The sequence below is a fragment of the Burkholderia sp. AU31652 genome (assembly GCF_002223155.1).
Taxonomy (GTDB): domain Bacteria; phylum Pseudomonadota; class Gammaproteobacteria; order Burkholderiales; family Burkholderiaceae; genus Burkholderia.
This window is the reverse complement of record NZ_NKFG01000001.1, coordinates 156,320-169,949: the sequence shown is the minus strand read 5'-3', so window position 1 is coordinate 169,949 and position 13,630 is coordinate 156,320. Positions and strand designations below refer to the sequence as shown.

The following is a 13,630-nucleotide window of genomic DNA, read 5'->3' as shown; positions in this document are numbered from 1 at the left end:
GTTCTCTTTCATCTGATCTGCACACACAGGAGCCACACACCATGCCGCAGGATTACCACCACGGCGTACGCGTCATCGAAATCAACGAGGGCTCGCGCCCGATCCGCACCGTGTCGACGGCCGTCGTCGGCATCGTCTGCACCGCGTCCGACGCCGATGCCACCGCCTTCCCGCTCGACACGCCCGTCCTGCTGACCAACGTCGTCGCCGCGCTCGGCAAGGCCGGCACCCAAGGCACGCTGCGCCGCACGCTCGACGCGATCGGCCGGCAGACCAAGCCCGTCACGATCGTCGTGCGCGTCGCCGAAGGCAAGGACGCCGCCGAGACGGCGACCAACGTGATCGGCACCGTCACCGCCGACGGCAAGTACACCGGCATGAAGGCGCTGCTCGGCGCGCAAGCGCGCTTCGGCGTGAAGCCGCGCATCCTCGCGACGCCGGGCCTCGACACGCAACCCGTCGCCGCGGCGCTCGCGTCGATCGCGCAGTCGCTGCGCGCGTTCGCGTATGTCTCGGCCAACGGCTGCAAGACGAAGGAAGAAGCCGTCGCCTATCGCAAGCAGTTCAGCCAGCGCGAACTGATGGTCGTCTGGCCGGACTTCCTCGCGTGGGACGACACGACCAGCAAGACGATCGTCGTGCCGGCCACCGCGTATGCGGCCGGCTTGCGCGCGAAGATCGACAACGACACGGGCTGGCACAAGACGCTGTCGAACGTCGGCGTGAACGGCGTCACCGGCATCAGCGCCGACGTGTCGTGGGACCTGCAGGATCCGGCGACGGACGCGGGCTTCCTCAACGAGCAGGACGTGACGACGCTCGTGAACCGCAACGGCTTCCGCTTCTGGGGTTCGCGCACGTGCTCGGACGATCCGCTGTTCGCGTTCGAGAACTACACGCGCACCGCGCAGGTCATCGCCGATTCGATCGCCGAAGCACAGATGGCCATCATCGACGGCCCGCTCAACCCGTCGCTGCCGCGCGACATCATCGAAACGATCAACGCCAAGTTCCGCGAATGGATCTCGCAGGGCTACCTGATCGGCGGCTCGGCCTGGTACGACCCGGAGCCGAACACGACCGACGTGCTGAAGTCCGGCAAGGCGTATCTCGACTACGAATACACGCCGGTTCCGCCGCTCGAAAACCTGATGCTGCGCCAGCGCATCACCGACCGTTACCTCGCCGATTTCGCCGCGCGCGTCAGCGCGTAACGACCGGCCTCACCAGGAGTCAAACACGATGGGTATGCCTCGCAAACTCAAGGGATTCAACCTGTTCCAGAACGGCGAGAACTTCGTCGGCCAGGTTGTCGAAGTCACGCTGCCGAAGCTCACGCGCAAGATGGAGGACTACCAGGGCGGCGGCATGAGCGGCCCGATCAAGGTCGACTTCGGGCAGGAAGGGATCCAGCTCGAATGGACCTGCGGCGGCTTCATGCGCTCCGTGCTCGGCCAATACGCGATCACGAAGCACGACGGCGTGCTGCTGCGCTTCGCCGGCGGCTACCAGTCCGAGGATTCGACCAACGTCGACGCGATCGAGATCGTCATCCGCGGCCGCCACAGCGAAATCGACCCGGGCACCGCGAAGTCGAAGGAAGACACCGCGTTCAAGGTCACGACCGTCGCCAGCTACTACAAGCTGTCCGTGAACGGCCAGGACGTGATCGAGATCGACTTCGTCAACATGATCGAGAAGGTCAACGGCAACGACCTGTTCGCGGCGCTGCGCAACGCGATCGGCCTGTAATCCGCCGCCCGGCCGGTTACGCCGGCCGGGCCCTTCCTCGCCCTTCCCCCGCTTGATCACCGACAGGACCACCATGAATCCGATGCAACCCGACCCGGCCGCGAACGACTCGCAGGCCGATGCGTCCACCGTCGCCGTCGTCGCCGCGCCCGACCAGGACGATCCGGCCACGCACACGCTCGACACCCCGCTCGTGCGCGGCAACCAGACGATCACGTCGATCACGCTGCGCAAGCCGAAATCGGGCGAACTGCGCGGCGTATCGCTGTCCGACCTCGTCAGCCTCGACGTCGTCGCGCTGTCGAAAGTACTGCCGCGCATCAGCTCGCCGATGCTGACCGAAGCCGACGTCGCCGGCATCGACCCCGCCGACCTCGTGCAGCTGGGAGGCATCTTCGCCGGTTTTTTGATGCCGAAGGCCGTGAAATCCCGACTGGCCTCCCAGACCGCGTAGAAGACCCGATGGCAGACATCGCGACGGTGTTCGGCTGGACACCGCCCGTGATGGATGCCTTCAGCCTGGCCGAGCTGATGGACTGGCGCGAGCGCGCCCGAGTACGCGCCGGCGCCCAATGAGCGAAACGATCGACGATGGACAACACCACGAAACTGCGCGTCATGTTCGACATGGTCGACAACATGACGAAGCCCCTGCAAATGATGCTGACCGGCAACAAGGGGCTGGCCGATTCGCTGCGGGCGACCCGCCGCGAGCTGGACGACATGGCGAAGACGCAGAAGCGCATCGGCGAGTTTCGCGAGATGCGCAAGGGCCTCGCCAATACGGCATCGGAGCTCTCGGCGGCACGCGCACGCGTCGACACGCTCGCCCAGTCGCTGCGCGCGACCCGCTCGCCGTCGCAACAGATGATCAGCGACTTCAACAAGGCGCAACGCGCGGCCGAGAATCTGGCGTCCGCGCACCACTACCAGGCCGGCCGCGTACAAGCCATGCGCACCCAGCTCGCCGGCGCGGGCATCGACACGCGCAACCTGTCGCGGGACGAGCGCAACCTCCGCGCGACGATGGCGTCGCGTGCGTCGATGATCGACGCGGGGGTGCGCGGGTACGACACCCGGCGCCAGCAGCAAGCCGACGCCCGGCGCGCCAGGATCGACGCACTGCGCGGCGTCGGCGAGAAGTGGGCGAAGCGCGGCGAGACGGTCAGGGGCGCCGGCAAGAACATGCTCGGCATGCTGTCCGATCCGCTCGACGCCGCGAAGCAGGCCGAAAGCGAAACGCTGCGCATGCGTGCGGCGGGTGCGTCGGCCGACGCGGTGAAGTTCGCGCGCGCGCAGCAGGCCCCGGGGCTGTCGACCATCGACAACCTGGCGCTGATGCGCGAATCGCTGACCGAGTTCGGCGGCGACGAACAGCATGCGCGGGTCGCGCTGCCGTTGCTGTCCTCGATGAAATTCGCGAACGAGGCGCTGTACGGCAAGGAAGATGCGAAAAAGAACGTCGACCAGTTCATGAGCATGCTGAAGGTGATCGACCTGCGCGGCGGCACGAAGAGCGAAGCGGCGTTCGGCGCCGAAGCGAACATCGTGCAGAAGATGCAGACCGCGACCGGCGGCAAGGTCAGCGGCGACGAGTGGAACAACTTCGCCGAATCGGGAGGCAACGCGGCCAAGAAGTTGCGCACGGACGCGTTCTATTACCAGATGCAGCCGCTCATCGAAAAGCTGGGCGGCAAGTCGGCCGGCGCAGGCCTGGCCGCCCTGTCCGGCAGCGCGCTCGAGGGCAAGGCGTCCGCACTCGCCGCGCGACGGCTGGCGGCGCTCGGCCTCGTCGATCCGAAAGGGCTCACCCACCGGAAGAACGGTGCGATCGCCGGGCTCAAGCCGGGCGCGCTGGCAGGCAGCGACATGCTGCAGGCGTCGCCGTTCGAATGGCTCGAAAAGGTGCTGCTGCCGAAGCTCGCCGCCAAGGGCATCACGAGCCCTGACAAGGTCAAGGCCGAGTTGGCGAAACTGTTCCCCGACAAAGCCGCCGGAAGCCTGCTCACCACGATGTATGACCAGCGCGAGCAGATCCACGACACCGAGCGGCAGAGCGCCGCCGCCGACGGCGTCACCGGCATGCGGGCGAAGGCCGCGGATTCGACCGCGGGCCGCGAGCTCGTCGTCCTCGCGCGGTTGCGTGACCTGAAGCTCGAGATCGGCGAGAAGATCACGCCGATGTACAACGCGGCGCTGGACGTCACGGCCACCGTGCTCGAGAAGATCGTGAAGTTCGTGCGCGAACACGGCACGGCCACCCGCATCCTCGCCACGGCTTTCGCCGGGCTGGGCGGCGTACTCACGGTCGTCGGCACGCTGGCGAGCGTCTTCGGCAACGTGCTCGGATCGGTGAACGTGCTCCGCTTCGCGACGTCGATGGTCAGCGCGTTCAGGCTCGTCGGGCAGGCGTTCATGGTGCTTGGCCGGCTCGCGCTGGCGAATCCGGTGATCGCCGTGATCAGCCTGATTGCAGCGGCCGCCATCTACGTCTGGCAGAACTGGGACACGCTCGGCCCGAAGTTCATCGCGCTGTGGGAAACCATCAAGGGCGCGTTCGGCGCGGCCGGCGACTGGATCACCGCGAAATGGGACGCCACCGTCGAGTGGGTGAAGACCGCGATCGGCGGCATCGGCGACTGGTTCGGCGACATCGGCACACGCTTCCAGGAAATCGGCGCCAGCCTGGTGTCGGGGCTCGTCGACGGCATCAAGAGCCGCTTCGTCGCGGTGAAGGAGACGGTCGGCGGCCTGGGCAGTTCGATGCGCGACTGGGCCAAGGAGAAACTCGGCATAAAGGCGTCGACCACGCCCGACGACGCCACGGCCGGCGCCCCGTCGCTCATGGCCCGCACCGCCGCCGCCCTCACGACCACCGCCGCGCTGGTCGGCCCGCCCGCGTTCGCCGCGAGCCCCGCGATCGCCGCCGCCGCCCCGCTCGAGCGCTACAACCTGTCGCTCGACTACCGTGCACCGCTCACGGCGCCGGCCGTCGCTGCCGCCAGCGCCGCGCCCGCGAGCGGCCCCGTCACCATCAACATCGCGCCGCCGCCCGGCGCCGATGCGGCGGAGATCGCCCGCATGGTGCGCGCCGAGCTCGAACGCGCCGAACGCGCGAAGGCGTCGCGCGCCGGCTCGCGCCTGTCCGATTGATCGTTCGTTGAAGGAAACCCGCCCATGATGATGTCGCTCGACCAGTTCGTTTTCAGCCTGGCGACCACGCCGTACCAGGAGCTCCAGCGCCAGCGCAACTGGAAGCACCGCACCAGCTCGCGCATCGGCGTGCGCGATGCGAGCCAGTTCACCGGCGCCGGCGACGACACGATCACCCTGTCCGGTATCGTCGCCCCCGACAACGGCATCGGCGAGATCGCGTCGATCGAGGCGCTCGCCCGGATGGGCGACGCCGGCGATGCCTACGTGCTCGTCGACGGGAACGGCAACGTGTACGGCGCGTACGTGATCGACAGCCTCAACGAGACGGCCACGTATCACACGAAGGAAGGCATCGCGCGCAAGATCGCGTTCACGCTGACGCTCAAGCGCGTGGACGACGGCGTGCTGGCCGAGCCGCAGCAGGACGACGAAAGCGGAGCGGACGAGCAATGAGCACGCTGGAACGCAAGCCGGGCGACGCGCAGGCCCGCGCGGGCCGCGTGCAGCCGCAGGCCGACTATCGGATCACGCTCGACGGCCGCGACCTGTCGCGCCTGATCGCGCCCAACCTCATCAGCCTGTCGCTGTCGGAGTCGCGCGCGGACGAGGCCGACATGCTCGACCTGGTGCTCGACGACGCGCGCGGCACGTTCGCGATTCCGAAGCGCGGCGCGAGCATCAAGCTGTCGATCGGCTGGGTCGGCGAGCCGCTCGTCGACAAGGGCGCGTTCACGGTCGACGAGGTCGAGCACGGCGGCGCACCGGACGTCATCACGATCCGCGCGCGCTCGGCATCGATGACGAAGGGCATGCACGAGCGCCGCGAGAAAAGCTGGCACCGGCAGACGATCGGCGCGATCGTGCGCACCATCGCGACGCGCCACGGGCTCACGGCCGCCGTCGACGCCACGCTCGCCGCGACGCGGATCGACCATGTCGACCAGACGCAGGAATCCGACATGTCGTTCCTGACGCGCCTCGCCAGGCGCTACGACGCGGTGATGACCGTGAAGGACAAGCGCCTGCTGTTCACGCCGATCGGCAGCGGCAAGACCGTCACCGGCAAGCCGCTCGACGTGCTGGCCCTCACCCGCGCGAGCGGCGACCAGCATCGCTACCACATCGCGCAGCGCGACGATTACACGTCGGTGCGCGCGCACTATCACTCGAACGGTAGCGCGCGGCGCCTGTCGGTGGTCGTCGGCGACGCAAAAGGCAAGAACGTCAAGGTGCTGCCCGAGGATTACGCGACGGAAGCCGAGGCCCGGGCGGCCGCGCAAGCCGACTATGCGCGCACGCAGCGCGGCCAGTCGACGCTGAGCTACACGCTCGCACTGGGCCGGCCCGAACTGTTTCCCGAAATGCCCGTCACCGTGACAGGGTTCAAGCCGGAAATCGACGAGACGCCGTGGCTCGTGAAGAAGGCCACGCATACGATCGGCGACGGCGGGTTCACGACCGCGCTCGAGCTCGAGGTACGCGATGCGCCGAAGCAGTCGGGTCGAACCGACAAGCGCTGACGGGTGAAGTAACGGCCAGGGCCGCGATGCCCGGCACGCGATCGCGTGCCGGCGATCGCGGTGGCGAACTCAGGATCCCGGTGGGCGGGGCGAGGCAATGCGCGGGGTGCGCGGCTCGGATTCGATGCAGCGGCCGGAGCGAATGCCGGCCGGCGGGAAGGCGTGGTGGCGGTTCAGCTCGATTGCTGACGCCCGCCGAGCGTCATGCGCGTGTCGCGCGCGTCGCCGCATTGCTGCAACGTGGCACGCGCATCGCGCAAATTGGCCATCGCCTGCAGCGCGGCCTCGAGCACCTGCCCGACCGACAGCATCGCGCTGTCGATCTTTGCGTGCGCGTCGGCCCGTTCGTCTTCGGTCAGGTCCGGACGATATCGCGGCGGGCCCATCGTCGATCCGCGCGGATCCGCGCGATGGTCGGCGCGCGCCGACGCGCCGATCGTCCCGATGTCGTGCTTCCTGTTGGTGTCCATTTTTCCGGTCTCCGCAAACTCAGTCATCCACCGGGGGCCGCCTGACACGACGGGTCGCCTCGGAACGCCCCGCCGCCAGCTCACCGGCTTTCAGAATGCTAAACCAATACTGTATGGATATACAGTGATTCGTCCGATTTTATCCGATGCGCTTGCGCGGCGCGCTCGGCACACCGCCGTGGAATCGGGGAAACGGAAAGGGGATGGGCCGCCCGCGCCGCCGCATGCGCTGCGGCCCGGATCGGGCGGCGCGTGGCCGCATGCAGCGCGCTGCCGGCATGCGCGGCAGCGCGTGCGCCGGGCCGCGCGGCCCCTTACTTCTTCGGTTGCTTCGCCGCGCGCTCGGACTTCAGCCGTTCGACCTCGGCCATCGCGCGCTCGACGTTTTCCGCCGTGCGCTGATCGAGTGCCGCACGGCGATTCTCCGGCAGGCGCTTCGCGCGTCGCGCCGGCGTCGCCTGCACCATCGCGCCCGTGCTGATGCAGCTGGCGAGAAACGCGTGCAGCGATGCCTTGCCTGCGTCGTTGAGCTGCCGGTACATCGCCAGCACGTCGGCTTCGTCCGCGTCGCGGCCGCCGGCCTCCGACGCCGGTTCGCCTGCCGTGGACCGTTCGCCGGTCAGCACGTAGCCGATATCGACACCGATCTCGCGAACGGCCAGCAGATAGGACGCGTCGGGAGAGCGCTCATCCGACTCGTACGCCGACTGCGAGCGCCTCGCGACACCGCCCACGGTCGCAAACTCATCCTGGCTGAGCCCGATCCGCAAGCGCTCGTCCCGCAAGCGACTCCCGATTTGTGTCATAAATTACCCATTAACAATTGACGCGCTGTTTTTTGCTCATTACACTGGCCTTACCGTAACGCAAGACTATCTCGACAAAGTATACCGACCATGACTACTCCCAAAGGCCCGCGCCGTTCGCCGCGCGGCACGATGTCGGACAAACCCGTCTACGTGGGGCTGACGCCGGTCGAACGCGGCGAGCTCGAGCAGCTCGCCGCGCAGCGCAACCGCTCGATCTCCAGCATGGCGCGCGAACTGATCCGCATCGGCGCGAGCCACCTGCGCTCAATCGCGGCGCCGCGCTCGCGCACCGCCGGCCGTTGAACCGGGCGCCGTCATGTTCCGCACCGTCGAACGCGCCCGACCGTCCGTGCCCGCAACGTCGATTGTGAACCGCGCGCACGCCCGCAACCATCCGCCGATCGGCCAGCGATGCAGCCGGATCGCCCGCGCAGCCCGCTGCCCGTCCGGCCCTGCGCAGACTCTCGCCCGGAGCACGACCCCATGCGAATCCTGAACCGTTGCCCGCACTGCCGCACCCGCGCCACCGCGCGCAGCAGCCGCGAAATGTCACTGACGTTCCGCGAAATCACTTTCCAGTGCGCGAATCCGGAGTGCGGCCACACGTACGTCGTCAACATGGAATTCGCCCGCACGCTGTCGCCGTCCGCCGTCCCGAACCTCGCGTTGCAGCTGCCGCTTTCGCCGCACGTCCGCGAACGCCTCGCCGCGCAACTCGAGCTGCCGGTCTGACGCCCTAACTCCTCGTTCCCGCGTTTCCCTCGCATCGTGCCTGAACGGCGCGAGGGATCGCCTTTTCCATTGAAAAGGACACCTCATGATCCCGATCCAAGCGGGCCGCGCCGTCCAATGCCCCGCCGGCCCGGCGATGGTCCGCCACCCCGCGCGATGCGCACCGGTCGATTACCAGGAGGCGCGCCCATGAACCGCTACGCCACCGAACCCGCGCCGCACGACGCCGCGCTGCGCGCCGCCATCGCGGCGGCCGCCGACACGCTGAGCTTCGACGCCCCGCCGGACAGCCCCGAGCGGCAACGCACGCTCGGCCGCTTCGTGTCGGCGCTCGCCGATCGCCTCGCGCTCGGCTTCCCGCAATCCGCCGCCGCGCTGCGCGCGCTCGCCCATTCACCGGCCGCGACGGGCCATCCCGCGCCGCCCGCATCACCGCAACCCGAACGGCAGCAATGACGAAGATATGGCCTCGATCGACGAACTGAAACGACACATCGACCTGCATGACCTCGCCGGCCGCCTCGGCCTGAAGCGCGGCCGCGGCGGCGACCGCGCGCTCTATCACTCGCCGCAGCACGCGGACCGGAGCCCGTCGCTGTCGATCTATGCGAATCACCCGAAGTACGGCACCGGCTGGCGCGATCACAGCGCCGACGCCGGCGGCTCGTGCATCGACCTCGTGATCCACGCGCGCGGCGGCACGGTGGCCGACGCCGTCCGCTATCTCCACGACGCGTATGGCCTCCCGTCCGAGCGCCCGGCGCCCGCCGAGCGCCGCGAGAAATCCACCGTCGAGTACATCGCCGACCGCTGCACGGCCGAACGCGATCGCGTGCGCGACTACCTCGGCGGCCGCGGCATCTCCGCCGCGGCGCTCGACGCGGCGTTCGCGGCGCGCACGCTCGGCTTCAATTCGTGGACGAGCCCGAAGATCGCCGCCGGCGACGTCGGCCACGGCGGCCCCGCCGCCGCGTTCGTGGTGCGTGCGCCGGGCGATGCGCGCGTCGTCGCGGTCGACATGCGCTACGTCGACCCCGCGCTCAACGGCGGCGTCAAGACGCAGACCCAGGGCGACAAGGCCGGCTACGGCTGGACCGCCGACGCGCGCCGGCTCGAGCGCGCGAAACGCGTGATCATCGTCGAAAGCGCGATCAACGCGCTGTCGATCGACACCTGCGCGCTGCCCGGCACGGCCGCGCTGGCGCTGCGCGGCCTCGCGAACGTCGAGCGCATCGACTTCGCGTTCCTGCGCGGCAAGCAGGTCACGATCTGCCTGGACAACGACGAGCCGTTCGCGGAAGGCCACCCGCGCGCCGGGCAGCGCCCCGGCCCCGAGGCCGCGTGGGCGCTCCATGAACGGCTGACCGCGCTCGACATCAGTGCGGTGCTGGTCGACCAGTCGGACTGGCTGGCGGATCTGGCGGACGGCGACGCCAAGCGCACGCCGATCAACGACGTGAACGACTACCTGCAGCTGCGCGGCCCGGCCGACCTCGCGCGCGCGCTCGACCAGCTCGAGCCGTGGCTCGTCGCCGGCCTGCCGGGCGACGCCTCGCGCCGCGGCCGGCCGCGCATCTTCCTGCCGGCGCACGATTTCGCGCAGTACTGGCGGTTTCGCGTGCGGCCCGACTTCACGAACTACATCACCAAGATGGATCGCAACGAGGAATCCGGCGTCGAGACGCCCGTGATGACCGACCTGTGCGGCTTCCGCATCGCCGGCATCAGCCGCGTGGCCGTCGCGAGCGCGACGTCGACGATGACGGGCGACGCCGACCAGGCGCCCACCGTCTACTTCGCCGTGTCGGTGCAGGCGCCGCGGCACGGTGCGCAGCTGATCCGCCGCGTGATGCTCGACGACCAGCTGCACAACGTCGACCAGTGGAGCAAGTTCGGCCCGATCTGGGCGCCGGCGCCGTTCAAGCGGATGGTGAACATCCTCGAGCGCGGCGCCGATCTCGGCGCGCGCCGGGCCGCGAACTTCGTCGGGCTCGCGTGGCGCGACGGGCGGCTGATCGTCAACGAAGGCCCCGACTGCTACTTCACCGAAGCGGACAAGCAGTGCCCGTATCACAACCTCACGTTCCCGGGCGGCCCGGTGAGCGACGCGCGCCGCGTGATCGCCGCCTACCAGACGACGTTCCGGCAGAACGCCGCGACGATCCCGCTCGTGTGGGCGCTCGGCGGCCACCTGAAGGCGCTGCTCGGCTTCTGGCCGCATCTGACGGTCCAGGCGAACAAGGGCGCGGGCAAGTCGACGCTCATCAAGCGGCTCGAGCGCTCGCTCGCGTTCACGATGTTCTCGGGGCAGTCGCTGCAGACCGAATTCCGCCTCCTGACCAGCATCAGTCACACGAGCCACCCGGTCGGCTGGGAAGAGCTGTCGGCACGGCGGCAGGACGTGATCGACAAGGCGGTCGGGCTGCTGCAGGAGAACTACCAGTACACGGTGACGCGGCGCGGCACCGACATGACTGAATACCTGCTGTGCGCGCCGGTGATGCTCGCCGGCGAGGACGTGCCGGTGCGCAGCCTGCTCGGCAAGCTCGTGCGCACGACGCTGACCGGCAAGCGCGGGCCGCTGCTGCCCGACGACCTGCCGCGTTTCCCGGTCCGCCAATGGCTCGAGTTCCTGACCGGCCTCGACCGGCGCACCGCGCTCGACCAGTACGCGACGCTGCGCGACCAGGCACTCGCCGGCTGCCGCGCGAGCGGCGAGGACGACGGCGCACGGCGCATGGCCGGCAACTACGCGGCGATCGGGCTCGCGTGGCGCTACCTGTGCGAATTCGCCGGCATGGACCCGAGCGAAGGCGAGTTCCCGCGCGACCTGATCGCCGAGATGAACGGCCACGTCGCCGAAACCAGCGCCGACCGCGAGCCGTGGGTCTGGATCATGGAAACGGTGCTGTCGGAAATCGACGGCGGCAACTACAAGCATCCGTACACGTTCGACACCGTCGACGGCGAATTCTGCCTGCTGCTGCGCACCGGGCACGTGATGGATCACCTCGCGCACACGAGCGCGCTGCGCGACAAGTGGAACGGCCTGCCGGTGAAGTCCGACCGCGTGTTCAAGGCGCAGCTCAAGCACGCCGGCGTCGTGGTCGGCGAGAAGGAGGTCGAGCGCCGCATCTACATGCGCCGCGTGCCGTACCTGACGCCGGTGTCGCTCGAGCGCCTGGCCGCATTCGGCCTGCACGTGTCGGTGCGGGAGGACCTGGCGACCGACGCGCTGCAGGGAGGCCGCGCATGAGCCGCGCCCTGTCCGGCCAACCACCGCACGGCGGAACCCGCCGGGAGTGGGCAGGCAGCGCACGCGAGTCGTGGTTGTCGCGGGTGACGGCTCGCAAGTCCTTGATTCCTGAGGAAACTGCCGCCCTGCCTCACGCCGGGTTCGCCACGTGTCATGCCGCTTTTGCCATGAGTCCGGCGAGCGCGCCGGTGGCGGCCCCTTCTTCTTTCTCTCTCTTCAACTCATTGAAGAAAAAGAAGAAAGAGAACCGGGAAGCCACGGCCACGAGCCGCTATCGCGCACCACGAGTCGGCTCCGCATTGCCATCGGTCGCCGGCGATGCAGCGAGTTCGCGCCACGGGTTCCCCGCGGCCGCCACGCCTGAATGATGGCAACCGATGGCCAACAAAACGCTTGAACATCAACGTGTTATGCACTCTTCACACGCGAACCATCCTTCCACGAGTTGCGCTGCGTGCCCGCCCGGCGCGCGGCCTGCCGACAGCGCGCATCCGGCCACCGTCGACCTGGCCGGCGCCGCGGCGCTGCTCGGCGCCCATCCCGAAACGGTGCGCCTGAAGGCCAGGGCCGGCGCGCTGCCCGGCCGCAAGGTCGGCAAGCGCTGGATCTTTTCCGTCGCCGCCCTGCAGCGCTACCTCGCCGGCGAATGGCTCCCGCCCGTCGCCCATCACGATCAGCAAGAGGAAACCCGCCCATGTCGCTCTACAAGCGCAAGACCAGCCCGAACTGGCAATACAAGCTGTACCCCCCTGGCGGCGGACCGCCGGTACAGGGAAGCACTGGCACCCGCGACAAAGCGCAGGCCCAGGAATTCCACGACCGGCTGAAGGTCGACCTGTGGAACCAGGCGCGGCTCGGCACGAAGCCGCGCCATTCGTGGAACGACGCGGTCGTGCGCTACGTCGGCGAACGCGCGGGCCTCGCCAGCCTGGAAACGTCGAAGATTCACCTGCGCTGGCTCGACCGGCACCTGTCCGGCGTCGCGCTCGCCGATATCGACCGCAACCGCGTCGACGCGATCGCGCTCGCGAAGCGCCAGGAGCCGCGCACGGTGCGCACCCGGCACGGCATCGTCGAGACCGACCGGGCCGTCAGCGACGGCACCGTGCGTCGCGTGATCGGCGTGCTGAAGTCGGTGTTGAATGCGGCGGTCGAATGGGAATGGCTGGAGCGCGCGCCGGTCACGAAACGCGCGAAGATCGTCTCGAAACGCATCCGCTGGCTGACCCCGGCCGAAGCGGAACGGCTGCTCGCCGAACTGCCCGCGCATCTCGCCGACATGGCGCGTTTCAGTCTGGAGACCGGCCTGCGCCGCGCCAACGTGACGGGGCTGCGGTGGTCGCAAGTCGACCTCGCGCGGCGCGTCGCGTGGATCCACCCGGATCAGGCGAAGGCCCGCAAGGCCATCACGGTGCCGCTTTCGGAAACCGCGATCGCCGTGCTGCGCCGCCAGCACGCGAACCCGCGGGCGCCGGAGTGCGCGGACAGCGTGTTCACCTATCGCGGCAGGCCGGTCTACCAGACGGCGACGGCCGCCTGGGCCAAGGCGCTGCAGCGTGCCGGCCTGAGCGATTTCCGCTGGCACGACCTGCGTCATACGTGGGCGAGCTGGCACGTGCAGCGCGGCACGCCGCTGCAGGTGCTCAAAGAGCTGGGCGGATGGGAGACGATGGAAATGGTGCAGCGGTACGCGCACCTGTCGGCCGATCACCTCGCGCAATGGGTCACGCCGCTGACGGCCGAGCCCGTGCCGGTGCCAGCTGCAATTCAGCTGCAACGAGACAGTGCGACGAACGGAGAAAACCGCTGAGAGCCTGACTAGGCTTGGCGCGCCCGGCTGGGATCGAACCAGCAACCCCTGCCTTCGGAGGGCAGTACTCTATCCATTGAGCTACGGGCGCCTGTGACAGTGAAGCGACCCCAATATACAGGCCG

16 protein-coding genes and 1 tRNA gene are annotated in these 13,630 nt (G+C 68.8%); 14 read left to right on the top strand and 3 right to left on the bottom strand.

Annotated elements, in window-relative coordinates:
- The first annotated feature begins 41 nt into the window (after window positions 1-41).
- The 7 genes from CFB40_RS00805 to CFB40_RS00775 all read left to right on the top strand — a co-directional run bounded on the left by CFB40_RS00805 (window position 42) and on the right by CFB40_RS00775 (window position 6,428).
- Window positions 42-1,214, top strand: coding sequence for a phage tail sheath protein (locus tag CFB40_RS00805; RefSeq protein ID WP_089424202.1), 1,173 nt, complete (start codon window positions 42-44; stop codon window positions 1,212-1,214).
- A gap of 28 nt (window positions 1,215-1,242) precedes the next feature.
- Window positions 1,243-1,752: a phage major tail tube protein gene (locus CFB40_RS00800; protein ID WP_048251463.1), complete on the top strand. Its 510-nt coding sequence runs from the start codon at window positions 1,243-1,245 to the stop codon at window positions 1,750-1,752.
- 82 nt (window positions 1,753-1,834) lie between these two features.
- On the top strand, window positions 1,835-2,206 hold the full coding sequence (locus CFB40_RS00795; RefSeq protein WP_179255030.1) for a phage tail assembly protein: 372 nt from the start codon (window positions 1,835-1,837) through the stop codon (window positions 2,204-2,206).
- Between the two features lie 8 nt (window positions 2,207-2,214).
- On the top strand, window positions 2,215-2,328 hold the full coding sequence (locus CFB40_RS00790; protein WP_006484104.1) for a GpE family phage tail protein: 114 nt from the start codon (window positions 2,215-2,217) through the stop codon (window positions 2,326-2,328).
- Between the two features lie 15 nt (window positions 2,329-2,343).
- Window positions 2,344-4,905 carry a phage tail tape measure protein gene (locus CFB40_RS00785; RefSeq protein ID WP_089430436.1) on the top strand — a complete coding sequence of 854 codons (2,562 nt, stop codon included), beginning with the start codon at window positions 2,344-2,346 and terminating at the stop codon, window positions 4,903-4,905.
- 24 nt (window positions 4,906-4,929) lie between these two features.
- Window positions 4,930-5,361, top strand: coding sequence for a phage tail protein (locus CFB40_RS00780; protein WP_069246823.1), 432 nt, complete (start codon window positions 4,930-4,932; stop codon window positions 5,359-5,361).
- Window positions 5,358-6,428 (top strand): phage late control D family protein, encoded by a 1,071-nt coding sequence (locus tag CFB40_RS00775; RefSeq protein ID WP_089430435.1) that lies wholly within the window; start codon window positions 5,358-5,360, stop codon window positions 6,426-6,428. Before CFB40_RS00780 ends, CFB40_RS00775 begins: the two co-directional genes overlap by 4 nt.
- A 173-nt stretch (window positions 6,429-6,601) precedes the next feature.
- Here the strand turns inward: CFB40_RS00775 and CFB40_RS00770 are convergent, their stop codons facing one another.
- Window positions 6,602-6,898 carry a hypothetical protein gene (locus CFB40_RS00770; RefSeq protein ID WP_089430434.1) on the bottom strand — a complete coding sequence of 99 codons (297 nt, stop codon included), beginning with the start codon at window positions 6,896-6,898 and terminating at the stop codon, window positions 6,602-6,604.
- Between the two features lie 314 nt (window positions 6,899-7,212).
- Complete coding sequence (locus CFB40_RS00765) at window positions 7,213-7,632, bottom strand: transcriptional regulator (protein WP_089424294.1); 420 nt, start codon at window positions 7,630-7,632, stop codon at window positions 7,213-7,215.
- Between the two features lie 162 nt (window positions 7,633-7,794).
- Here CFB40_RS00765 and CFB40_RS00760 point away from each other — a divergent pair, with 162 nt between their 5' ends.
- From CFB40_RS00760 to CFB40_RS00730, 7 genes are all read left to right on the top strand, one after another.
- Window positions 7,795-8,010, top strand: coding sequence for a hypothetical protein (locus CFB40_RS00760; protein ID WP_089424197.1), 216 nt, complete (start codon window positions 7,795-7,797; stop codon window positions 8,008-8,010).
- Window positions 8,011-8,190: 180 nt separating this feature from the next.
- Window positions 8,191-8,439 carry an ogr/Delta-like zinc finger family protein gene (locus CFB40_RS00755; RefSeq protein WP_048251455.1) on the top strand — a complete coding sequence of 83 codons (249 nt, stop codon included), beginning with the start codon at window positions 8,191-8,193 and terminating at the stop codon, window positions 8,437-8,439.
- A gap of 189 nt (window positions 8,440-8,628) precedes the next feature.
- Window positions 8,629-8,895 (top strand): hypothetical protein, encoded by a 267-nt coding sequence (locus CFB40_RS00750; RefSeq protein WP_089424196.1) that lies wholly within the window; start codon window positions 8,629-8,631, stop codon window positions 8,893-8,895.
- 7 nt (window positions 8,896-8,902) lie between these two features.
- Entirely contained in the window at window positions 8,903-11,695 is a 2,793-nt protein-coding gene (locus tag CFB40_RS00745) for a toprim domain-containing protein (RefSeq protein ID WP_089424195.1), read from the top strand.
- Window positions 11,692-12,063, top strand: coding sequence for a hypothetical protein (locus tag CFB40_RS00740; RefSeq protein ID WP_089430433.1), 372 nt, complete (start codon window positions 11,692-11,694; stop codon window positions 12,061-12,063). The genes CFB40_RS00745 and CFB40_RS00740 overlap by 4 nt, the downstream gene beginning before the upstream one ends.
- A gap of 9 nt (window positions 12,064-12,072) precedes the next feature.
- On the top strand, window positions 12,073-12,522 hold the full coding sequence (locus CFB40_RS38935) for a helix-turn-helix domain-containing protein (RefSeq protein ID WP_089430432.1): 450 nt from the start codon (window positions 12,073-12,075) through the stop codon (window positions 12,520-12,522).
- The gene (locus CFB40_RS00730) at window positions 12,435-13,505 is read left to right on the top strand and encodes a tyrosine-type recombinase/integrase (RefSeq protein WP_244115267.1); all 1,071 of its coding nucleotides are present in this window, start codon (window positions 12,435-12,437) and stop codon (window positions 13,503-13,505) included. The genes CFB40_RS38935 and CFB40_RS00730 overlap by 88 nt, the downstream gene beginning before the upstream one ends.
- Before the next feature lie 15 nt (window positions 13,506-13,520).
- Here the strand turns inward: CFB40_RS00730 and CFB40_RS00725 are convergent.
- Window positions 13,521-13,596 (bottom strand) — tRNA-Arg (locus tag CFB40_RS00725).
- Between the last annotated feature and the right edge of the window lie 34 nt (window positions 13,597-13,630).

Bases quoted from the DNA above. Each gene is read 5' to 3' on its own strand.
- CFB40_RS00800 (WP_048251463.1), top strand. From the start codon at position 1,243: ATGGGTATGCCTCGCAAACTCAAGGGATTCAACCTGTTCCAGAACGGC.
- CFB40_RS00775 (WP_089430435.1), top strand. From the start codon at position 5,358: ATGAGCACGCTGGAACGCAAGCCGGGCGACGCGCAGGCCCGCGCGGGC.
- CFB40_RS00805 (WP_089424202.1), top strand. From the start codon at position 42: ATGCCGCAGGATTACCACCACGGCGTACGCGTCATCGAAATCAACGAG.
- CFB40_RS00755 (WP_048251455.1), top strand. From the start codon at position 8,191: ATGCGAATCCTGAACCGTTGCCCGCACTGCCGCACCCGCGCCACCGCG.
- CFB40_RS38935 (WP_089430432.1), top strand. From the start codon at position 12,073: ATGGCCAACAAAACGCTTGAACATCAACGTGTTATGCACTCTTCACAC.
- CFB40_RS00745 (WP_089424195.1), top strand. From the start codon at position 8,903: ATGGCCTCGATCGACGAACTGAAACGACACATCGACCTGCATGACCTC.
- CFB40_RS00760 (WP_089424197.1), top strand. From the start codon at position 7,795: ATGACTACTCCCAAAGGCCCGCGCCGTTCGCCGCGCGGCACGATGTCG.
- CFB40_RS00740 (WP_089430433.1), top strand. From the start codon at position 11,692: ATGAGCCGCGCCCTGTCCGGCCAACCACCGCACGGCGGAACCCGCCGG.
- CFB40_RS00750 (WP_089424196.1), top strand. From the start codon at position 8,629: ATGAACCGCTACGCCACCGAACCCGCGCCGCACGACGCCGCGCTGCGC.
- CFB40_RS00785 (WP_089430436.1), top strand. From the start codon at position 2,344: ATGGACAACACCACGAAACTGCGCGTCATGTTCGACATGGTCGACAAC.
- CFB40_RS00770 (WP_089430434.1), bottom strand. From the start codon at position 6,898: ATGGACACCAACAGGAAGCACGACATCGGGACGATCGGCGCGTCGGCG.
- CFB40_RS00795 (WP_179255030.1), top strand. From the start codon at position 1,835: ATGCAACCCGACCCGGCCGCGAACGACTCGCAGGCCGATGCGTCCACC.
- CFB40_RS00780 (WP_069246823.1), top strand. From the start codon at position 4,930: ATGATGATGTCGCTCGACCAGTTCGTTTTCAGCCTGGCGACCACGCCG.
- CFB40_RS00790 (WP_006484104.1), top strand. From the start codon at position 2,215: ATGGCAGACATCGCGACGGTGTTCGGCTGGACACCGCCCGTGATGGAT.